Here is a 20,997-nt window from a genome sequence, read left to right as displayed (position 1 = left end):
CAGGTGGAGGGCGAAGGTCATGGCGCAAAACAGCGCGTTATCAACGCTGAAAGATCTGGCTGAAAAAGAAGTTGATGATGCCGCATTGCAGCTAGGCGCAATGCGACGCGGGTGCCAGCAGGCTGAAGAACAGTTGAAGATGTTGATCGACTATCAGCATGAATATCGCACCAACCTCAATACCGATATGACACAGGGCATTGGCAGCCAGCGCTGGATTAACTATCAGCAGTTTATCCAGACGCTGGAGAAGGCGATAGATCAGCATCGCCAGCAGCTTAACCAGTGGACCCAGAAAGTCGATACCGCGCTGAATTTCTGGCGCGAGAAGAAGCAGCGACTGCAGGCCTGGCAGACTTTACAGGACAGACAGATCGCGGCAACGACCCTGGCGGAAAACCGTCTGGATCAGAAGAAAATGGATGAGTTTGCCCAGCGCGCATCAATGAGGAAACCGGAATGATCACACTGCAACAACTGCTGATGAGCGACAGCGACCTGTCAGGCGGCACGCAAACGGGGAAAGGCACCGACGGTGCACAGGACTTTCTCTCTCTGCTGGCGGGCGCCCTCTCGGACGCAACGGGCAAGGGCAAAGATGCGCCGCTGACCCTGGCTGACCTGAAAGCCGCCGGCAGTAAGCTGTCAAAAGTGGCTCAGGACGCCAAAGGGGATACCACCCTGCAGGCCAAAATCGCCGACCTGCTCTCGCGCCAGACCGCGCTGAACGGCGATGAAACGTTGCCCGTCACGTCGCTTGATACGCTGGTTTCCGGGCTGGTGCCGCTGTCCAAGGGCGACGCGCTGAAGACGCTCAATGCGGCGAACAGCAAAGATGACGGTAAAAGCGAGCTGAGCGAAGAAGAGCTGGCCGGATTAAGCGCCCTGATGGCGATGCTGCCGCACCAGCAGCAAACTACCGCCTCTCGCGCGGCAGGCAGTGAGGGCGTTTCCGCCACCTCAACGCTGAATTCCGCGATGCTTTCAAACGGCGCGGGCCAACCGTCCCTGAACGCGTCTGCGGGAAGCCACGATAAAGCGCAGAGTGCTACGCCTTATCAGAACCAGGTGAAAAATCACGAGCCGGCCCTGCAGGGCAACGCGCCTGCTACACCGGCCGTAGCCGCGGCGGCAGAGAAGCAGGAGCTCGCCAGTTCGTCTTCATCATCATCACCAACAGCTACTCTGGCACCGATTATGTCCAGCCATGCGACCAGTCAGACGGCCGCCACCGTCGCCAGCGCGCCGGTATTAAGCCAGCCTCTGGGGACCCACGAATGGCAGCAGTCCCTGAGCCAGCACATCACCCTGTTCACTAAGCAGGGCCAGCAGACGGCAGAGCTGCGCCTGCACCCGGAAGATCTGGGTCAGGTGCAAATTTCGCTTAAGCTGGATGATAACCAGGCCCAGCTGCAGATGGTCTCTGCGCACAGCCATGTTCGTGCGGCACTGGAAGCCGCGCTGCCGGTACTGCGGACCTCACTGGCGGAAAACGGCATTCAGCTTGCGCAGAGCAGCGTCAGCAGCGAGAGCTTCGCCGGGCAGCAGCAGTCCTCGTCCCAGCAGCAGCACCAGGCTTCGCGTTCCGGCAACACCGGCGGTTTTAATGAAGAGACCGATGAGTTACTGCCTGTTCCTGCCGCCCTGCAGTCCGCAGCGCGCGGTAATAGTGCCGTAGACATCTTCGCCTAAACGCCAGAGGTAGCGTGATTATCCCCGTCTTTTCCACGCTTTGACGACAGCAGGACACGGGATAATCACCTTATTAAGCTGTACCGAAACAGGAAGCTCGTATCAGATGACTGACTCCGCTATCACCAAAAAAAGTAAGCGTTCCATCTGGATCCCGCTGCTGGTGTTGATCACGCTCGCCGCCTGCGCTACCGCGGGCTATAGTTACTGGCGTATGCAGCAGGAACCGACCACCGCTGCAGCCAAAGCTGAAGCACCGCCTCCGCCGGCTCCAGTGTTCTTCCCGCTGGATACCTTCACCGTCAATCTGGGTGATGCGGATCGCGTGCTTTATGTTGGCATTACGCTGCGCCTGAAAGATGAAGCCACCCGTTCACGTCTGAACGATTACCTTCCTGAAGTGCGTAGCCGCCTTCTGCTGCTGTTCTCTCGTCAGGACGCTTCGGCGCTGGCTACCGATGTGGGTAAGCAAAAGCTGGTCGACGCCATTAAACAAACGCTGGCGACCCCGCTGGTAAACGGCCAACCTAAGCAGGAAGTCACTGACGTTCTGTATACAGCATTCATTCTGCGGTAACGACATGGGCGACAGTATTCTTTCTCAGGCAGAAATCGATGCGCTGCTCAACGGCGACAGCGATAACAATGATGATCCTAAACCGGGTATTGGCGGCGATAGCGATATTCGTCCCTATGACCCGAATACCCAGCGTCGCGTGGTACGTGAACGTCTGCAGGCGCTGGAGATCATTAACGAACGTTTTGCACGTCAGTTCCGTATGGGGCTGTTTAACCTGCTGCGTCGTAGCCCGGATATTACGGTCGGTGCGATCCGCATTCAGCCTTATCATGAGTTTGCCCGCAACCTGCCGGTGCCAACCAACCTTAACCTGATTCATCTGAAGCCGCTGCGCGGCACCGGTCTGGTGGTGTTTTCGCCAAGCCTGGTGTTCATCGCGGTGGATAACCTGTTCGGCGGCGACGGGCGTTTCCCGACCAAAGTAGAAGGTCGTGAATTCACCCACACCGAACAGCGCGTCATTAACCGCATGCTGAAGCTGGCGCTGGAATCTTACAGCGACGCGTGGAAAGCGATTAACCCGCTGGAAGTGGAGTACGTCCGTTCTGAGATGCAGGTGAAATTTACCAATATCACCACCTCCCCGAACGATATCGTCGTTAACACGCCGTTCCACGTGGAGATCGGTAACCTGACCGGCGAGTTCAACATCTGCCTGCCGTTCAGCATGATCGAACCGCTGCGCGAGCTGCTGGTGAACCCGCCGCTGGAGAACTCCCGCAACGAAGATCAGAACTGGCGTGAAAACCTGGTCCGCCAGGTCCAGCATTCGCAGCTTGAGCTGGTGGCGAGCTTCGCCGATATCCCGCTGCGGTTATCTCAGATCCTGAAATTACAACCCGGCGATGTTTTGCCGATAGAAAAACCCGACCGCATTATTGCCCATGTGGATGGTGTCCCCGTGCTGACAAGCCAGTACGGCACGATTAACGGTCAGTATGCGTTACGCGTTGAGCACTTGATCAACCCGATTTTGAATTCGCTGAATGAGGAACAGCCCAAATGAGTGACATGAACAATCCGTCCGATGAGAACAGCGGAGCACTGGACGATCTGTGGGCTGACGCGTTAAACGAGCAAAAAGCACCCCCGGCCAAAAGTGCAGCGGATGCCGTATTCCAGCAGCTCGGCGGCGGTGACGTCAGCGGCACGCTGCAGGACATCGACCTGATTATGGATATCCCGGTTAAGCTGACCGTTGAGCTGGGACGCACCCGCATGACCATTAAAGAGCTGCTGCGCCTGACGCAGGGTTCCGTGGTGGCCCTTGACGGTCTGGCCGGCGAGCCGCTGGATATTCTGATCAACGGTTATCTGATTGCCCAGGGTGAAGTGGTGGTGGTTGCCGATAAATACGGCGTACGCATCACCGACATCATTACCCCGTCTGAACGTATGCGTCGTCTGAGCCGTTAAGCATGAAAACCCAGGCAACAATATCACAGCCTTCTGCCGTTCCCGGCTCGCCTCTGCTCCAGGTGAGCGGGGCATTGTTCGGTATTATTGCCTTTATTCTTATCGCCGCCTGGCTGGCGAAACGCTTTGGCCTGGCGGGTAAAACCGCCGGTGCCCGCGGCCTGAAGGTCAGCGCCAGCACCACGCTGGGTCCACGCGAGCGCGTGGTCATCGTCGAGGTAGACGATGCGCGTCTGGTCCTGGGCGTCACGGCCTCAAACATCAGCGTATTACATAAGCTGCCGCCCGCCCCTGTTGTGGTGGACGAGCGCGCAGACGCCCCTGCGGATTTTCAGTCCGTCATGAAGAGTTTGCTTAAGCGTTCCGGGAGATCCTGATGCGCCGTTTGTTATCCCTGACGCTTGCGGGCGTTGGCCTGTTTGCTCCCGCGGTCTATGCACAGCTGCCCGGTCTGGTCTCCACCCCTCTCGCGGGCGGCGGACAAAGCTGGTCGCTTCCGGTGCAGACGCTGGTCTTCATCACCTCGCTGACGTTTATTCCGGCCATCCTGCTGATGATGACCAGCTTTACCCGCATCATCATCGTCTTTGGTCTGCTGCGAAACGCGCTGGGAACCCCTTCCGCGCCGCCAAACCAGGTTCTGCTGGGGCTGGCGCTGTTTTTGACCTTTTTCATTATGTCGCCGGTGATCGATAAGATTTATACCGACGCCTATCAGCCGTTCAGCGAAGACAAAATCTCCATGCAGGAGGCGCTGGATAAAGGCGCGCAGCCGCTGCGGGAATTTATGCTGCGCCAGACGCGCGAAGCCGACCTGGCCCTCTTTGCCCGCCTGTCCAACACCGGCGAGATGCAGGGACCGGAAGCGGTGCCAATGCGTATTCTTCTGCCTGCCTATGTCACCAGCGAGCTGAAAACCGCGTTCCAGATTGGCTTTACCATCTTTATTCCGTTCCTGATTATCGACCTGGTGATCGCCAGCGTCCTGATGGCGCTCGGGATGATGATGGTGCCGCCCGCGACCATTGCCCTGCCCTTTAAGATCATGCTCTTTGTACTGGTCGACGGCTGGCAGCTGCTGGTCAGTTCGCTGGCGCAGAGTTTCTACAGTTAAGGAACGGCAATGACACCCGAATCGGTCATGATGATGGGCACGGAAGCGATGAAAATCGCGATTGCCGTTGCCGCGCCGCTGCTGCTTGTCGCGCTGGTTACCGGTCTGATTATCAGTATCCTGCAGGCCGCCACGCAGATTAACGAAATGACGCTGTCGTTCATCCCGAAAATCATCGCCGTGTTCGTGGCGATTATCGTGGCCGGGCCGTGGATGCTGAACCTGTTGCTGGACTATATGCGCAACCTGTTTACCAATCTGCCGTACATCATCGGCTGACCTGACGATGCTGCACTTCACCAGCGACCAGTGGGTTCAGTGGCTCGGCGTCTATTTTTGGCCGATGCTGCGCATCATGGCGCTGATATCCACCGCCCCGATTCTCAGTGAGAAATCGATACCCAAGCGCGTCAAGGTGGGGCTGGGTATTATCATCTCCATTATCGTCGCGCCCTCTCTTCCCCCCGTGGATATTCCGATCTTCTCGGCGAACGCGGTGTGGGTGGCCCTGCAGCAGGTGATGATTGGCGTCGCCGTCGGCTTTACCATGCAGCTCGCCTTTGCCGCGGTGCGTACCGCAGGGGAACTGATCGGCCTGCAGATGGGGCTATCGTTCGCCACGTTTGTTGACCCTGGCAGTCATCTCAACATGCCCGTGCTGGCGCGTATTATCGATCTGCTCGCCATGCTGCTGTTCCTGTCGTTCAACGGCCATCTCTGGCTTATCTCCATGCTGGTGGATACGTTCCATACGCTGCCGATTGGCGAAAATCCGGTGAACAGCAACGCTTTCCTCGCGCTTACCCGCGCTGCGGGGCTGATTTTCCTCAACGGGCTGATGCTGGCGCTGCCGATCATCACCCTGCTGCTGACCGTCAACCTGGCGTTAGGTTTACTCAACCGAATGGCGCCGCAGCTTTCGGTGTTTGTCATTGGTTTTCCGCTGACGCTGACGGTTGGGATTTTATTAATGTCATTACTGATGCCACTTATCGCTCCCTTCTGTGAACATTTATTCGGCGAGATATTCAACCTGTTAGCGGATATTGTCAGCGAGCTGCCACGTAAATAATAGCCCTCACTGTTGCTATTGTCTTTCTGAGGATATTCCTAAAATAAAACGCGTAAAACATCTTCCAGGATATATCTGACGCGGTTTAATTGTTTCTAACCATCTCACAATACTTAATATTTACTTTACTTTAAGAAGATTCCTGGCAAATTATACGTAACTTTACGGGATAGTGAGTCCGCCTGAAAGTCTTTGTCATGCTCACAGGTTTATTATTTTTTTCCATCCCGTATGGCTGTTTTGAGCTCTCAGGCAGATGGTGAATTATCGTTACGCATTGAGTGAGGGTATGCCATGTCAACGATCATTATGGATTTATGCAGCTACACCCGGCTAGGGTTAACCGGGTACCTGGCAAGCAGAGGGGTAAGAAAGAGAGACATCAACGATGCACACACCGTTGACGAACTCGCAGCCGCTTGTGACGAACTAAAACCAGGCGTGGTGTTTATTAATGAGGACTGTTTCATTCACGATCCAGCCAACAGTCAGCACATTAAGCAAATCATTAATCAGCATCCAAAAACCCTGTTTATTGTTTTTATGGCGATCGCGAATATCCATTTCGATGAGTATTTGTTGGTCCGTAAAAATTTATTGATCAGTTCTAAATCGATTAAACCCGAGTCGCTGGATGACATTCTGGGTGATTATTTGAATAAAGAAGTTAAAAATGTAGGAGCGGTTAACTTACCCACCCTATCATTAAGCAGGACTGAATCAAGTATGCTGCGAATGTGGATGGCGGGACAAGGAACTATTCAGATCTCTGACCAGATGAATATTAAAGCGAAAACCGTTTCGTCACACAAAGGAAATATTAAAAGGAAAATTAAAACGCATAATAAGCAAGTGATCTACCACGTGGTACGCCTGACCGATAATGTGACGAACGGGATTTTCGTCAACATGCGTTAGTCGCTTAAGACCTGTGCACCCTACCTTTGATCTCTGGCCTGGCCAGAGATTTTTGCTTCTGGAAAGGTTGTCGGGCACGCGATGTGCTACCCGACGCCGTGCTACTCCGCCTTCTCGACAAAAATACCGTCCGGATGTCCCAGTTCGTTAAAAAACCAGATGCCGAGCGGGTAGTCTTCAAGCGATACCAGGTACATTGTGCCTTCGCTAAACTCTTCAATTGCCAACACCACACCCGGGCGGCGCGGCCCACCGTCCGTTTTAACGGTTACCCGATCGTTGACCTTCATACATTCCTCCTCTGGTTTTGAGCCAGTGTAGAACAAAACGCAAAAACGCACATCGCCGCCCGGCGTGATTGGCGTTTTTATACACAGTCTATACTTACCGTTGGACACGGCTGAAAGAGGAACCCCGTAATGAAGACCGATAAAGAGTACAGCGACACCATCAAGCGCGAAGTCGAGGTGGATGTCGATGCCCTGCTGGCCGCCATCAATGAGATCAGTGAGTCAGAAGTCCGCCGGTCGGACGACAATTCGGACCGCGTCATTGTCAACGGAAGGGATTATCACACCTATCGCGAGCTGGCGGAGGCCTTCGAGCTTGATATTCACGACTTTAGCGTGTCTGAAGCCAATCGGTAGGGCGAAAAAAATCCCGGCCATGGGGATGACCGGGATCAAAACTTGCTTATGCAAGAAGCACTTGAAAATTCGTTACACCAGGAAATCTGATGTACATGCCACACTATCCCCAACGAATTTGGCTGACAAGCATATATTCTTACGATGAATATAATATTTTTAACATAATGCTTTTTGTTATGAGCAATAACACACGCCGAATGCGGGTTTGCCAGGAGCATTCCTCTTTTCTCCGGTTTTCGCCTTCATTATTTTTTAGGAATTTTCTTAGAGCGAGACGCATCTGTTACCAGGAGTCGCTATGCCTTCACTGCGGGATACATTGCTGATTTTCTCTGACCTGGATGGTTCACTGCTGGATATTCACACCTATGAGTGGCAACCCGCCATGCCCTGGCTGGACAGGCTGCTGGATAATCAGGTTCCGGTTATTCTTTGCAGCAGCAAGACCGCGGCAGAGATGCTCGATCTCCAGCTGGATCTGGGGCTGGAAGGCTTGCCTTTTATTGCCGAGAACGGCGCGGTGATTCAGCCTGACGTGCGCTGGGATAAGGTTCAGCGCCAGATAAGGGGGATGACGCACCGGGATATTCGCCCGCGAATCGAACAAATTCGCCTGCAGACGGGCTATAAATTCACTACCTTTGACGACGTGGATGAGCACGTTATCAGCGAGTGGACCGGCCTGACGCGCTACCGTTCGGCGCTTGCCCGCAAGCATGAAGCGTCCGTCACGCTCATCTGGCGCGATACCGACGAGAAACTGGTCCAGTTTGAAGAGGAGCTGGCGAATGTCGGCCTGAAATGCCTGCAGGGCGCACGCTTCTGGCATGTTCTGGACGCCCGCTGCGGCAAAGACGTTGCGGTGAACTGGCTGATTGAGCAATACCGCGAGCTGGAAGAGATTGAACCCACCACGCTGGGGCTCGGCGACGGTCCCAATGATGCGCCGCTGCTCGACAGCGTTGACTTCGCGGTGGTGATTAAGGGCATTAACCGCCAGGGCATCACGCTACGGGACGATAACCCTGCCCGGGTTTATCACACCCGGCAGCCCGGCCCGGCGGGCTGGCAGGAGGGGCTGGATCACTTCCTCTCCTAATCCCGCCAGACGACCCGGTTACGCCCGCTCTGTTTGGCCTGATACAGCCGGACGTCCGCCACGGACTGCAGCTGTTCAAACTCGTAGTTACCCGCTTCATCCGCGCTGCTGACCCCCAGCGACGCGCTGACGCGCAGGGTCGTGCTCTTCTTCACCAGGATCTCCTTACTGTTGATCCGGCAACGTATACGGTCCGCGACGCTTCTCGCCTCCTCCAGACCGATCCCCGGCAGGACGACGCAAAACTCTTCCCCGCCTACGCGCCCTGCCACATCATTCTTGCGTAACGCGCTGGCAATCAGCCCTGCCGTGTGGGAGAGCACTTTATCTCCGGCCTGATGGCCGAAGCGGTCGTTGATATTTTTAAAATGGTCGAGATCGATCTGAATCACCGAGAACGGCAGCGACTGCTGGCGACAGGTTTCCGCCAGCAATTTTGCGCGGTCGAACAGCGCGCCGCGATTATTCAGCCGGGTAAGCGGATCATGCCAGGCCTGCCACTGGAGCGAGTGCTGAAGCGTGTACATGTTACTCACCATGCGGCGGATCACCAGCCACGAGATCAACAGCATGGCGGTAAAGAGCGCCCACATCAGCGCCAGCACGATACTGATGCTGCCGAAGTCGTCCTGTACCCCTTCGTGCAGGGTGTGGATCCGCAGGACAACGCCGTCGAAGTGATCGAGTCGTTCCCAGCTCACAAAACGGCTTCCGAGGCGGATCCCGCCGCCGGTGGCGTGCTCAATCGCCTGCGCAATCTGCGCCGTTTCGCGTTCGTCAAAATGGTTAACCGCGTTTTCCGTATGGGCAGAGGTGGCGATCATATTGAGCCGGGTATCGTACAGCTGATACTCCCCTTCCGTTCGGTCTTCCGTCGCATCGGCCAGCAGGCGCTGCATGGTGCCCAACGTAAAATCCATCGCCACGACGCCATACCAGTAATGATCGAAATAGATGGGGACGCTGGCGGTGATCATTCGTTCATCATTGGTCCAGGATGAGGGGGTGGAGATGAACCAGCGCACCGCGCGAGCGCGATTGTTCCGCTCTGACTGCTGGGTAAACCAGGACTGCGTGACAAGATGGTAATAGCGGGAGGTAATGTCGCCCGCCTGGTCCGGCGTATCGGTGGAAATGAAAAACCCGGCGCGGGAGACGTAGATCACGCGCGCTTCCGTTTGTGCTCTGGACGACGCCAGCCTGAGCAGATACCCCACTTCGAGCGTGGCAGAAATCTCGTGGCTGAGGCGTTCGGCGTCACGATTCAGAAACGTGGTTTTCTCGACGAAGGCATCCGAGACACCGTTAATGGGAAGGGTGCGTTTTTTATCAACGGCAAGCTGCCAGGTGGGGAGCATGCGGACTGAGCTAAAGCGTGACACCGCATTCTGGAGTACATCAAATGCCAGCGGCGTCTGGATCGCATCATGCATGCCCTGACGGAACAACAGCATCCTGTCGACGCTGTTCTGCAGCTGCCTGTCCAGCGAACTGGCCACCGTATCCAGATGGTTACGCTGGCTGGAGATGTACGCTTCTTCCAGTACCACCACTTCACGCCAGGTCAGTAGAGTCGAAAATACCAGAACAACCAGGAAACAGAGATTAACAATCAACCCCGGATTGCTACGCTTATGCAGCCATTGCAAAAAAGATTGTCTTACAACAAAGGTATCGCGCTGCACACACACTCCCTGATCGCTGCCTTACACCCGGTACTGGAGATAAAAACGCCCGGCAAAGCCGGGCGTTATGTGATTAAGCCTTGTCCCGCTGGTGCTGCCCGTCCCCCGGCTGAAGCTCATCTTCACGAAATGCTTCCCGCTTGATGCCATAGCCATCGTGCCACCGACATTCCACCATTCCGCTGGAATACCCGGTGACAATCATACGTGGGCCGCCCTTCTTAGGCTTAACTTCATCACTGACCAAAAAGACCATACCTGCCTCCTGTATCAGGGTGAAACTGTTTCAATTTAGACGAGGAATGGTCTTTTTGCACCCCATAACGGGTAACAATTAGTGCGACGTGCCGCGAATTTTTTCAACCAGCTTCACCGCCGCGACCACGATAGCGCCAATGATGAAGCCCAGCACCAGATTCAGCAGCGTGGGCAGAATCGCCGCGACAACGGCCCCCTGCGCCGAGGAAAAATGTTCGATAGCATGGTGCAGCGGCGCGATACCGTGCACCACGATCCCGCCGCCCACGAGGAACATCGCCAGCGTGCCCACCACCGACAAACTCTTCATCAGCCACGGAGCCAGCACCAGCAGGCTTTTGCCGATGCCTCTTGCCACCGCGCTCGATTTCTCCTCCAGCCAGTAGCCGATATCATCCAGCTTGACGATCAGACCCACCAGGCCGTAGACGCCGACCGTGACCAGAATGGCGATGCCGGAGAGGATCAGAACCTGATTCAGGAGCGGCGCGTCAGACACGATACCCAGCGTAATGGCGACAATCTCTGCGGACAGGATAAAGTCGGTCCGAATAGCGCCTTTGACCTTATCGCGCTCGAAGGTTTTCGGATCCTGAGCGGCCAGCGCTTCAAGACGCTGCTGGCGCATCTCCGGCGTATCGCTCTGCTTGCGCGCGCTAAAGGAGTGCAGGACCTTCTCTACGCCCTCGAAGCAGAGAAACGCCCCGCCAATCATCAGCAGCGGCGTGATGGCCCAGGGAATAAACGCGCTGATCAGCAGCGCCAGCGGGACCAGAATCACCTTATTCAGGAAGGAGCCTTTTGCAACGCCCCACACCACCGGCAGTTCACGGTTAGCCCTTACCCCACTCACCTGTTGGGCGTTAAGCGATAAATCATCTCCCAGCACGCCTGCGGTTTTTTTCGCCGCCAGTTTCCCCATCACTGAAATGTCATCCAGTAAGGTCGCAATATCATCCAGCAATGTTAATAAGCTACTTCCTGCCAAAATCTTAATCCTTCATTTTTTGGTAATTAGGTGAATAGTATGGAGCAAAAGCGCAAACCCGGAAACACCCACCTCACGTCAACAAAAAATTCACATCTGCCATACAATTAAAGGGCTCGCCAGCGAGATAGTTTTCGCGTTTACTATCAGCGACCTTTTTATTTCGTCGTGAGGGATTATGCGTTTCCGGCAATTGCTACCGCTCATTGGGGCACTCTTTTCGCTGTATATCATCTGGGGCTCAACCTACTTTGTCATTCGCATCGGCGTGGAAAGCTGGCCGCCACTGATGATGGCGGGCGTCCGCTTTCTCTCGGCTGGCGTGCTGCTGCTGGCCTTCCTGCTGCTGCGCGGGCATAAGCTTCCCCCGCTGCGCCCGATGCTGAATGCCGCCCTGATCGGCCTGCTGCTGCTGGCGGTGGGGAATGGGTTTGTAACGATTGCCGAGCACCAGAACGTACCGTCCGGGATCGCCGCCGTGGTCGTTGCCACCGTACCGCTGTTTACACTCTGCTTTAGCCGTCTTTTTGGTATCCGCACCCGCAAGCTGGAATGGCTGGGGATTGGTATTGGCCTTGCCGGCATCATTCTGCTGAACAGCGGCGGTAACCTGAGCGGGAATCCGTGGGGCGCAATCATCATTCTGATTGGCTCGATGAGCTGGGCGTTTGGTTCCGTCTACGGTTCGCGTATCGAACTGCCGACCGGCATGATGGCGGGCGCGATTGAGATGCTCGCCGCCGGGATTGTACTGCTGCTCGCCTCCACGCTGACGGGAGAAAAGTTGACGACCCTGCCGCCGCTGTCGGGCTTTCTGGCGGTAGGCTACCTGGCGCTGTTTGGTTCCATCATCGCCATTAACGCCTATATGTTCCTGATCCGCAATGTCTCCCCGGCAGTCGCCACCAGCTATGCCTACGTCAACCCGGTCGTGGCCGTGCTGCTCGGGACGGGATTGGGGGGAGAAACGCTCTCTTCCGTTGAATGGCTGGCATTAGGAGTGATTGTTTTTGCCGTCGTGCTGGTCACCCTGGGCAAATATTTACTGCCCGCAAAACCGGTGCTCACGCCTTGCGAGGTGGAGAAACCGTAAGCAGGTGAATACCCTGCGTGTCGATCTGCGCGGTCTGGCCGCCGCCGCAGATCCACTCCTCCAGCCGCTCGGTCAGATCGGTATCGTTCAGTTTTAATCTGCCTCTCAGCGCACACTCCCAGACGATCAGCACCCGCCAGCCCTGCGCAATCAGCGCGGTGAGATCCCGTCTGTCGCGCTCGACGTTCTTGCCAATTTTATCCAGCCAGAAATCGGTGCGCGTCGCGGGGACTTTAAACAGATAGCAGTCGTGGTGATGCCAGAAACAGCCGTGGGTAAAGATGATGCACTGCCAGGCGTCGATGACGAAATCCGGGCGACCCGCAAGCGCGGGATCCTGCAAGCGGAAATCAAACCCCGCCTGCGTCAGCAGCCCGGCCAGGCGCTTTTCGATGGCGGTGTCACGGGTGCCGATGGCACGCATATTTTTGCTGCGCGTGGCCTTATCGTGAACATCCGTCATTGACGGCCTCACCCTGACGGAGTGCCACCGCCTGTCTGATGCGCGAGGCCAGCAGTTTTGCCACGGCGGCGAACGCGGGAACCACCACCGAGTTACCAAACTGGCGGTACGCCTGGGTATCCGAAACCGGAATGCGGAAGCGGTAACCCTGCGGGGTCTCAAATCCCATCAACCGGGCGCATTCCCGCGGCGTTAAGCGTCGCGGCCGGTGACGCTGGTTGTGCGGATCGTCGAAATCTTTTTCACCCAGCGCCTTGTCCCAGCCTCTGTCGATCAGGATCTCTGCCCCATCCTTATAGTAGCGAGCGGACAACGTACGGGTCACGCTGTGCGGATCGTTGGGGTTTACCATCCCAAAACCGAAGCCGTTGCCCTTCGCCTGATGTTTCTTGGCATAGCGGTAGAGGTATTTCCACAGCACCGGGGTAAGGATAAATTTCGCGTCAACGACAGGTTCCAGCAGATCGGCAACGGTAGGACGACGCTCGGGATACAAAGACGGAATATCACGAAGGGTGAAATTCCCCTTGAGATTGAGGTCGCGGCGGAAACCCACCAGCACGATACGTTCGCGATGCTGGGGCAGAAAATGTTTCCCATCAATGATTTTAGGATCGTCCGCGCCCATGTCCTGCGAGTCGGCCACGTCATAACCCAGCTCATCCAGGGTCTGCATAATAATGCGGAAGGTTTTTCCGCCGTCGTGGCTCTTTAGATTTTTGACGTTTTCCAGCACAAAGATGGCCGGGCGACGGGCGTCAATAATGCGCGCCACATCAAAAAACAGCGTTCCCTGGGTATCGCAGGCAAAGCCGTGGGCACGTCCAAAGGCATTCTTTTTGGAGACACCGGCCAGCGAGAAGGGCTGACACGGGAAGCCGGCCAGCAGCACGTCATGCGCCGGGATCGTCTGGCGGATGTGCTCGGCGGCCTGTTCATCGCTCACGCCGCTTTTATGGCTCAGGGTGACATCGCGGATATCCGCGTTGAACTGGTGCTCGTGCGGATCGCAGTACCAGTTGGCCTTGTAGGTCCGGACGGCATGCTTGTTCCACTCGCTGGTAAACACGCACTGTCCGCCGATAGCTTCAAAACCGTGTCGGATACCGCCGATACCGGCAAACAGATCGATAAAGCGGAAGGCATAGTTCGGATGCGCGGCAGGAGGACGCGGAAGCAGGTTTTGCAGATAACGAAACTCGCCTTCACTCAGGCGACGCCCTGCGCGTTCGCTGGTCAGCAGACGCTTAAGGATCGCCGGGCTCCAGTGGCTCTCGCCGTGCGCCACCAGCATATTGGCCAGCGTTTTAGCATCATAGATATCCAACAGCTGGTGCAGCAACGCCTGCACCGTTGCCGTTGATTTCTCAGCCAGCTCGGGCGCGGGCTCTGTCACTGATAGATTTTCCTGCATTCTTTTAACCGGAGAGTAAAGACTGGGAACAGATTACCACAGTTCAGTTGCGCAAACTGCGACGGAAGCGGCTCAACACCTGGCTATCCAGCCCGATGCAGTCGCCGTGTAATTCGGCACTGAGTTTCGCCATAAACTGGATCAGGAAATCGGCATTGTGGCGTGCCAGCTCGCGGCCCATTTCCGTTTGCATTGTATCAGGCAATCGCAGCAGCTTGGTCTGAAAATGGTCGAGGGCAAACGCACGGTCATCAAGGATACGCGCATCGGCAAAGGGATCGTCTGCATCAAAAAGCGGCACGCCCAGCGCGCCCGAGACGGCAAAGACGCGCGCCAGGCCGATCGCGCCTAACGCTTCCAGCCGGTCTGCGTCCTGCACAATTTTAGCTTCCATGCTCTGTGGCGCAATCCCGGCGCTGAAGCTGTGCGCCTCAATCGCGTGCGCAACGGCGGCTGCGTGCTCTGGCGGAAACTCAGGGAAGTCGCGGCGCAGAATGTCACACGTCCTGCGCGCTGCCATCTGGGATGACCGGCCGCGTTCGGGATGGTTTTTCGGCAGGCTGACAATATCGTGGAAATAGCATGCGGTCAGGATCACCAGCGGCTCCACCGCCTGATCAGCCATGATTTTTTGCGCCGTCATCCAGACCCGACGAAAATGCGAAATATCATGTGCGGTATCGTCGGTGCTGTGGTTTTCCTCAAGCCAGCGCTCAAATCGCTGCTGCCACCGGGCAAGTTCCATCGTCATATCCTGTTGTTTAAAAGTGCATGAATTATAACATAGACGAATTAAATCAATTTAAAAATAGAGCCACGAAATACTTAATAATAATTACACCGTATAAATTCAATGAATTAATTCAGCAGAAAAATAAAGAGATTAATAGAAATGTTTGGCAATATTTCATAGGATTTAATTACATTTATTTTTGAAACTAAATAACACTTCCTGGAATAGTATCAAGCCTGTAATTGCGGAGGGTGATTACATATATTCATATAAATTATGTTTGAAGGGAATATATAATGAAAAGAAAAGTTCTGGCAATTGTGGTACCCGCGTTATTAATGGCAGGCGCAGCCAATGCGGCTGAAATGTACAACAAAAACGGCAACAAAGTTGATTTCTACGGCAAGATGGTAGGTGAACGTATCTGGTCGGACACTGACACAAGCAACAGTGAAAATGAAGATACTTCATATGCCCGTTTTGGTGTGAAAGGCGAAACACAGATCAATAACGAACTGACCGGTTACGGCCAGTTTGAATATAACATTGACGCCAGCACACCTGAAGGTGAGCAGGACGAAAGTACACGTCTGGCCTTCGCGGGTCTGAAATTCGCAGACTACGGCTCATTCGATTATGGCCGCAATTACGGCGTGGCTTATGACGGCGCGGCGTATACCGATATGCTGGTTGAATGGGGCGGAGACTCATGGGCTGCCACTGATAACTTTATGACACAGCGTACCAACGGCGTTGCGACTTACCGTAACACCGATTTCTTCGGCATGGTTGAAGGTCTTAACTTTGCTGTACAGTACCAGGGTAAAAACGATAACCGCAATGAATTCAAAGCGAATGGTGATGGTTACAGCATGTCTTTGAATTATAACATTGATGGCTTTGGTTTCGTTGGCGTGTACGGTAAATCCGACCGTACCGATGAGCAGACTGCTGACGGTTATGGCGATACAGCGGAAGTTTGGTCTCTGTCTGCAAAATATGATGCAAACAACGTTTATGCTGCGGTGATGTACGGTGAAACCCGTAATATGACTAAAGTTGGATACAATGCCTTCGCCAATAAAACCCAAAACGTGGAAGCCGTTGTTCAGTATCAATTCGACTTTGGTCTGCGTCCATCCCTGGGCTACGTATACTCACAGGGTAAAGACCTGTATGCCCGCAATGGTTATAAAGGCGTTGACGCTGACCGCGTAAATTATATTGAAATGGGTACTTGGTACTACTTCAATAAAAATATGAACGTTTATACTGCCTATAAATTTAACCTGCTGGACGAAGAAGACGGTGCCATCACTGGCAACGCAACTGACGATCAGTTTGCTATGGGTATTGTTTACCAGTTCTAATCCCCAAAATACCAAAGGCCGCAATTGCGGCCTTTTTTATTTCTTCACTATCTCTATTACGGCGCTTCCTGCAGCGCCACGCGGATAAACCCGTTATTCTGCGCCAGCAGCTCATGGGCTTTCCATGCATCCAGCCCCGTCAGCACCATCAGTACCGCCGTTTTACAGTTATGGTTACAGCTCTCCAGCGCGGCTTTTGCCTCGGCCCGTGTGCATCCCCCCGCTTCCATCACAATGGCGATTTGCCGTTCAGCCCATTTGGTCGTGCTTGCCTCAAGATCCACGCGCAGGTTGCTGTAAACCCGTCCGGTTCGGACGGCCAGCCCGGTGGCAATCATCGAGAGGATCATTTTTTGCGCGATCCCCGCTTTGGTGTTGATATAGCCTGCGACGACGTCGGCCCCCAGCTCCGGAGCGATAACCATGCTCGCCAGCTGCGCGGCTTCGCTTTGCGCATCACCGGTAACAATAGCGACCGCTGAACCCAGCGACCACGCATGTCGCATTGCCCCCCAGACCCACGGCGTTTTTCCGCTGCCGGTCACGGCCAGCATCATATCGTGTTCACCAAACTTGATGGCCTGCAGATCGGCAACGCCGCGCTCGTAGCTCCCTTCCCCTTCTTGTGCCGTAACGGCCATTACAGGGGTTTTGCCCGGCGCATATTCATCGGCAATCTGTTGCGCTACGCGCCCTGACGGCCCCGCGCCAACGACGATCAGGCGACCGCCGTGGCTGAGCGTCGCGGCGGCGTTGTCCACCACGCGGGCAATAATATTTAAACAGGGGGTAATCGCAGCAGAAATGAGTGCATCATCCTGGTGAATGACTTTCAGCATGTCCAGCGTGGACAATCTATCAATATTCATCGTGCTGGCGTGCCGTCTTTCCTTGACCGAACCGGTAAGCATAACGCTCATAAACAGCCTCCTTATTATGAGTACCCACACACTATAAAGTGTTTTATATAGATGACCTGCGAGGAGGGTCACGAAAAGAGGACCAAATCCACGCCTTTACATGGCTTTAAGAAAAGCGCGTCATCGGCGATAATTACCCCTTTCTTAATCATCGCGGAGTGTTGATGAGCGATTTGCAGCCTTTCCTTCCGACGCGCAAGCGCCCCATGAAGCTGAACACCCTGGTCACGCTGATGGTGTGCGCGATTATTGCCTCTGTGCTGCTGGTGGTTTTTGCGCTCTACTCCGTGCAAATCACCCGGGCGACCCGCGATGATGTAAAAGATACGGCTCTGGGTATTGCCAGAACGCTGGCAAACAGCCCGGAGATCCAGCGCGGCCTGATGCAGGCACCGCAGGAGAATATTATTCAGCCCATCGCCCAGGCGGTGACGAAACGAAACGATCTGCTGTTCACCGTGGTAACCGATATGCGCGGGATCCGCTACTCTCACCCGAACGAGGCGCTGCTGGGGCTGCATTTTATCGGTGACGATTTAACTCCCGCGCTTGAAGGCAAAGAGAACGTATCGGTAAACCGGGGTGCGCTCGCCGAAGCGCTTCGCGTCTTCACCCCAGTCTACGACGGCCAGCACGAGCAGATCGGCGTGGTGGCGGTAGGTATCTCCCTGAAAAAGGTTGAAGAGCAGATCGCTCGCGGGCGGCTAAACGCCGTCTGGACCATTTTATTCAGTATTTTTATGAGCTCCATGGCGATTTGGGGTCTGGTGCGGGTACTGAAACGCATCCTGTTCGGGCTCGAACCTTACGAAATTTCCGCCTTGTTCGAACAGCGTCAGGCGATGCTGCAGTCGCTTCGCGAGGGGGTGCTGGCCGTCGATATTCACGGGCGCGTGACGATGATCAACCAGACCGCCAGAGAAATATTGCTTCTCCCTTCCGGCAAGCAGACCGAAAATGCCAGCGCCCCCCTGCTGGCCAGCCTGCGCGAAGTCTCAAAGACGGGCGTCGCGCGCCAGGATCAGGAGATCAGCTGTAACGGGCGTCTATTGCTGTGCAACATGGTGCCCGTTAAAAGTCAGGATCGGGTGATCGGCGCCATCACCACCTTCCGTGATAAAACGGAAATCAGCCAGCTGATGCAGCGTATTGATGGCATGGTCAACTACGTCGACGCCCTGCGCAGCCACACGCACGAGTTTATGAATAAACTGCACGTGATCCTGGGCCTGCTGCACATGAAGCGCTACGACAAGCTGGAAGAGTACATCATTCAGACGGCACATAATTACCAGACGGATATCGGTACGATACAGAGCAAGGTAAAATCCCCGGTGATTGCCGGGTTCCTGCTGGGTAAAATCAATCGGGCGAAAGAAGCGGGCGTCACCCTGACGCTGGCGGATGAATGCCAGATACCGGATACCGCGAGCGAAGAGCAGGTCGCGGTGCTGATCACCGTGCTGGGTAACCTCATTGAAAACGCGCTCGACGCGATGGAAGGACAGCAGGAAGGTGAGATCGGCCTGCTGCTGCATTATCAGAATGGCTGGCTCAGCTGCGAAGTCAGCGACGATGGCCCCGGCATTGAACCCGCTCAGCTGGAGGCTATTTTTACAAAGGGCTTCTCAACAAAAGGTGAAAACCGCGGCGTTGGGCTGTTCCTTGCTCGCCAGCAAATCCAGAACCTCGGCGGCGATATCAGCGTCGAGTCTGAGCCAGGCGTATTTACCCAATTTTTTGTTCACATCCCCTGGGATAGCGAGAGGAATATCGCGTGATAAATGTATTAATTGTCGATGATGACGCCATGGTAGCCGACCTCAACCGTCTGTATGTCAACCGTGTTGAAGGTTTTAGCTGCTGCGGCATCGCCTCCACGCTAAACCAGGCCGAGGCCATCATTAATAACCCCGGGCAGCCTGTCGACCTGGTGCTGCTGGATGTCTATATGCAGCAGGATAACGGGCTGGATCTGCTGCCCGTTATTCGCGCATCCGGTCGCCCAATCGATGTGATTATGATCTCGTCGGCTGCAGATGCCGCCACGATCCAGACCTCCATCCACTACGGCGTGGTGGATTATCTGATCAAGCCGTTCCAGTTCCCACGCTTTGAAGAGGCGCTGAACGGCTGGAAGGCAAAGCATAGCCTGATGGGTTCGCACCAGTATTATGAGCAGGCCGACGTCGACCGGCTGATCCACGGCGGGGCGCCGGAACTGGCGGACAGTAAAAAGCTGCCAAAGGGGTTAACGCCGCAAACGCTGCGCACGATTTGCCAGTGGATTGACGCTCACCCGGAGACGGAATTTTCTACCGATGACCTTGCAAGCGCGGTCAATATCTCGCGCGTGTCCTGCCGCAAGTACCTGATTTGGCTCGCGCAAATCAACATTCTGTTCACCAGCATTCACTACGGTGCCACCGGCCGTCCGGTGTATCGCTACCGTCTCCAGCCGGAGCAGACCGGCCTGCTCAAGCAATACTGTCAGTAACGCGGTAGTCGTTATCCAGCAGAGTAAAGCGGAAGTGGTGTGCTGAAGAGAACACCACTTCTTTTGTTTTGGTCACAAAGATAGCTTCAATATCGGGGCGCGCGCGCAGGGCGGCACAGCCCTTCTCTACGCCCATGCCGTACATCAGCGTGGTCCAGATATCGCCGTCGATGGAGTCCTTCGAAACAATCGTTACGCTGTCCAGCTCGTTGTCCAGCGGATACCCGGTGCGCGGATCGAGAATATGGTGATAGCGCTTGCCGTTTTGCTCAAAGTAGCGCTCGTACGTTCCCGACGTCACGACGGAGAGGTTCTCTACGGTCATCGTGCCGATCAGCGCATCACCGGCGAACGGTTTTTTCAGCCCCACGCTCCAGCCCCCTTCCGGCGAGCCTAACGTCTGAATGTTTCCGCCGAGGTTGATCAGCCCCAGCTCAGCGCCCTCTTTATGCAGGTAATCACGCACCCTGTCGGCGATATAGCCTTTGGCAATGGCCCCCAGATCGATCTCCATCCCCGCTCTGGTCAAGAACACGCTGCTGCTGGCCTCATCAAGAATGACATCTTCAGGACGGGTTATCGCCAGCAGCGACGCGATTTCATCGGCAGGCGGAACGCTGTCCCCCTGAAAGCCAATTTTCCAGCGCTTCACCAGCGGACCTATCGCCAGGTTAAAGGCGCTGTCCCCGAACAGGCTTGCCGCTTTTGCACAGCGGATCAGCTCAAATACCGGCCGGCTGACGGTAACCGGATGCTGGCCAGCCGCATGGTTGATGTCCATCACCTGCGAGTGCGCGCGGTTAACGGTGAGCAGATCTTCGTACTGTTTGATCAGGCGAAACACGCGGGACGCGAGGGCTTCGTCGTGGGAGAAGAGTTTCAGGAGAATGGGTGAGCCCATCAGGACGGCGGAGTAGCTGTAAACGCGATGGCTATCAGGCATGGCTGGAGTCCTCAGATGTAGCCCCGGCCAGCACCGCGCCGCCGGGGAAAATGCCGGATAGCGCTGGGCGTATCCGGCCTGGGAAACAGGTG

At 55.3% G+C, this 20,997-nt stretch carries 24 protein-coding genes and 1 pseudogene; 16 read left to right on the top strand and 9 right to left on the bottom strand.

The features are described 5' to 3' along the window. Positions 1-19 precede the first annotated feature (19 nt). The 10 genes and pseudogenes from fliJ to rcsA all read left to right on the top strand — a co-directional run bounded on the left by fliJ (position 20) and on the right by rcsA (position 6,792). Positions 20-463 (top strand): flagellar export protein FliJ, encoded by a 444-nt coding sequence (fliJ, locus tag M2422_RS00865; RefSeq protein WP_023312304.1) that lies wholly within the window; start codon positions 20-22, stop codon positions 461-463. Further along, positions 460-1,692 carry a flagellar hook length control protein FliK gene (gene fliK, locus M2422_RS00860; protein WP_064672748.1) on the top strand — a complete coding sequence of 411 codons (1,233 nt, stop codon included), beginning with the start codon at positions 460-462 and terminating at the stop codon, positions 1,690-1,692. The genes fliJ and fliK overlap by 4 nt, the downstream gene beginning before the upstream one ends. Positions 1,693-1,798: 106 nt before the next feature. Next, a complete protein-coding gene (gene fliL, locus M2422_RS00855) occupies positions 1,799-2,269 on the top strand; it encodes a flagellar basal body-associated protein FliL (RefSeq protein WP_023312306.1) in 471 nt (156 codons plus the stop codon). 4 nt (positions 2,270-2,273) lie between these two features. Further along, positions 2,274-3,278: a flagellar motor switch protein FliM gene (fliM, locus tag M2422_RS00850; RefSeq protein WP_023336184.1), complete on the top strand. Its 1,005-nt coding sequence runs from the start codon at positions 2,274-2,276 to the stop codon at positions 3,276-3,278. Continuing rightward, complete coding sequence (gene fliN / locus M2422_RS00845) at positions 3,275-3,688, top strand: flagellar motor switch protein FliN (protein ID WP_023312308.1); 414 nt, start codon at positions 3,275-3,277, stop codon at positions 3,686-3,688. Before fliM ends, fliN begins: the two co-directional genes overlap by 4 nt. A gap of 2 nt (positions 3,689-3,690) precedes the next feature. Then, positions 3,691-4,065, top strand: a complete 375-nt coding sequence (gene fliO / locus M2422_RS00840; protein ID WP_023312309.1) for a flagellar biosynthetic protein FliO — start codon at positions 3,691-3,693, stop codon at positions 4,063-4,065. Next, entirely contained in the window at positions 4,065-4,802 is a 738-nt protein-coding gene (fliP, locus tag M2422_RS00835; protein ID WP_033145903.1) for a flagellar type III secretion system pore protein FliP, read from the top strand. Before fliO ends, fliP begins: the two co-directional genes overlap by 1 nt. A 9-nt stretch (positions 4,803-4,811) precedes the next feature. Then, entirely contained in the window at positions 4,812-5,081 is a 270-nt protein-coding gene (fliQ, locus tag M2422_RS00830; RefSeq protein WP_008500315.1) for a flagellar biosynthesis protein FliQ, read from the top strand. A 7-nt stretch (positions 5,082-5,088) separates the two neighbouring features. Continuing rightward, positions 5,089-5,881 (top strand): annotated as a pseudogene (gene fliR, locus M2422_RS00825) (flagellar biosynthetic protein FliR); the annotation flags it as partial. Positions 5,882-6,168: 287 nt separating this feature from the next. Continuing rightward, entirely contained in the window at positions 6,169-6,792 is a 624-nt protein-coding gene (gene rcsA, locus M2422_RS00820; protein ID WP_008500313.1) for a transcriptional regulator RcsA, read from the top strand. Positions 6,793-6,893: 101 nt separating this feature from the next. Here rcsA and dsrB read toward each other — a convergent pair whose 3' ends face one another. Then, on the bottom strand, positions 6,894-7,082 hold the full coding sequence (gene dsrB, locus M2422_RS00815; protein WP_013097741.1) for a protein DsrB: 189 nt from the start codon (positions 7,080-7,082) through the stop codon (positions 6,894-6,896). A 129-nt stretch (positions 7,083-7,211) separates the two neighbouring features. Here dsrB and yodD point away from each other — a divergent pair, with 129 nt between their 5' ends. Then, positions 7,212-7,439 carry a YodD family peroxide/acid resistance protein gene (yodD, locus tag M2422_RS00810; protein WP_008500310.1) on the top strand — a complete coding sequence of 76 codons (228 nt, stop codon included), beginning with the start codon at positions 7,212-7,214 and terminating at the stop codon, positions 7,437-7,439. Positions 7,440-7,740: 301 nt separating this feature from the next. Further along, complete coding sequence (locus tag M2422_RS00805) at positions 7,741-8,541, top strand: mannosyl-3-phosphoglycerate phosphatase-related protein (protein WP_033145905.1); 801 nt, start codon at positions 7,741-7,743, stop codon at positions 8,539-8,541. Here M2422_RS00805 and dgcQ read toward each other — a convergent pair. The 3 genes from dgcQ to M2422_RS00790 form a co-directional block, all read right to left on the bottom strand. Continuing rightward, positions 8,538-10,226 (bottom strand): cellulose biosynthesis regulator diguanylate cyclase DgcQ, encoded by a 1,689-nt coding sequence (gene dgcQ, locus M2422_RS00800; RefSeq protein WP_064672749.1) that lies wholly within the window; start codon positions 10,224-10,226, stop codon positions 8,538-8,540. The two genes, M2422_RS00805 and dgcQ, sit on opposite strands and share 4 nt — an antisense overlap. 73 nt (positions 10,227-10,299) lie before the next feature. Beyond that, the gene (locus tag M2422_RS00795) at positions 10,300-10,482 is read right to left on the bottom strand and encodes a YodC family protein (protein ID WP_023312315.1); all 183 of its coding nucleotides are present in this window, start codon (positions 10,480-10,482) and stop codon (positions 10,300-10,302) included. A gap of 78 nt (positions 10,483-10,560) precedes the next feature. After that, on the bottom strand, positions 10,561-11,472 hold the full coding sequence (locus M2422_RS00790) for a DUF808 domain-containing protein (protein WP_032658668.1): 912 nt from the start codon (positions 11,470-11,472) through the stop codon (positions 10,561-10,563). A 178-nt stretch (positions 11,473-11,650) separates the two neighbouring features. On the opposite strand from M2422_RS00790, the gene yedA reads away from it, so the two are divergent. After that, complete coding sequence (yedA, locus tag M2422_RS00785) at positions 11,651-12,565, top strand: drug/metabolite exporter YedA (protein ID WP_064672750.1); 915 nt, start codon at positions 11,651-11,653, stop codon at positions 12,563-12,565. On the opposite strand, the gene M2422_RS00780 is transcribed toward yedA, so the two are convergent. From M2422_RS00780 to M2422_RS00770, 3 genes are all read right to left on the bottom strand, one after another. Further along, a complete protein-coding gene (locus tag M2422_RS00780; RefSeq protein WP_064672751.1) occupies positions 12,537-13,028 on the bottom strand; it encodes a very short patch repair endonuclease in 492 nt (163 codons plus the stop codon). The two genes, yedA and M2422_RS00780, sit on opposite strands and share 29 nt — an antisense overlap. Next, a complete protein-coding gene (locus M2422_RS00775; RefSeq protein WP_310590833.1) occupies positions 13,009-14,424 on the bottom strand; it encodes a DNA cytosine methyltransferase in 1,416 nt (471 codons plus the stop codon). Before M2422_RS00775 ends, M2422_RS00780 begins: the two co-directional genes overlap by 20 nt. Positions 14,425-14,485: 61 nt before the next feature. Continuing rightward, complete coding sequence (locus tag M2422_RS00770) at positions 14,486-15,187, bottom strand: phosphohydrolase (RefSeq protein ID WP_064672753.1); 702 nt, start codon at positions 15,185-15,187, stop codon at positions 14,486-14,488. A 284-nt stretch (positions 15,188-15,471) separates the two neighbouring features. On the opposite strand from M2422_RS00770, the gene M2422_RS00765 reads away from it, so the two are divergent. After that, positions 15,472-16,545 (top strand): porin, encoded by a 1,074-nt coding sequence (locus tag M2422_RS00765; RefSeq protein ID WP_064672754.1) that lies wholly within the window; start codon positions 15,472-15,474, stop codon positions 16,543-16,545. A gap of 56 nt (positions 16,546-16,601) precedes the next feature. On the opposite strand, the gene M2422_RS00760 is transcribed toward M2422_RS00765, so the two are convergent. Continuing rightward, positions 16,602-17,465, bottom strand: a complete 864-nt coding sequence (locus tag M2422_RS00760; RefSeq protein WP_064672755.1) for an N-acetylmuramic acid 6-phosphate etherase — start codon at positions 17,463-17,465, stop codon at positions 16,602-16,604. A gap of 164 nt (positions 17,466-17,629) precedes the next feature. Between M2422_RS00760 and M2422_RS00755 the strand changes: the two genes are divergently transcribed. Then, on the top strand, positions 17,630-19,246 hold the full coding sequence (locus M2422_RS00755) for a sensor histidine kinase (protein WP_064672756.1): 1,617 nt from the start codon (positions 17,630-17,632) through the stop codon (positions 19,244-19,246). Next, complete coding sequence (gene dcuR, locus M2422_RS00750; RefSeq protein WP_064672757.1) at positions 19,243-19,962, top strand: two-component system response regulator DcuR; 720 nt, start codon at positions 19,243-19,245, stop codon at positions 19,960-19,962. Before M2422_RS00755 ends, dcuR begins: the two co-directional genes overlap by 4 nt. Here dcuR and M2422_RS00745 read toward each other — a convergent pair. Further along, complete coding sequence (locus M2422_RS00745; RefSeq protein ID WP_064672758.1) at positions 19,943-20,905, bottom strand: FAD:protein FMN transferase; 963 nt, start codon at positions 20,903-20,905, stop codon at positions 19,943-19,945. The two genes, dcuR and M2422_RS00745, sit on opposite strands and share 20 nt — an antisense overlap. Between the last annotated feature and the right edge of the window lie 92 nt (positions 20,906-20,997).

Source organism: Enterobacter sp. SLBN-59 (genome assembly GCF_024807915.1).
In the GTDB taxonomy this organism is placed as follows: Bacteria; Pseudomonadota; Gammaproteobacteria; order Enterobacterales; family Enterobacteriaceae; genus Enterobacter; species Enterobacter asburiae_B.
The sequence above is the reverse complement of the archived record's forward strand: the minus strand, read 5'-3'. Positions and strand labels throughout refer to the sequence as shown.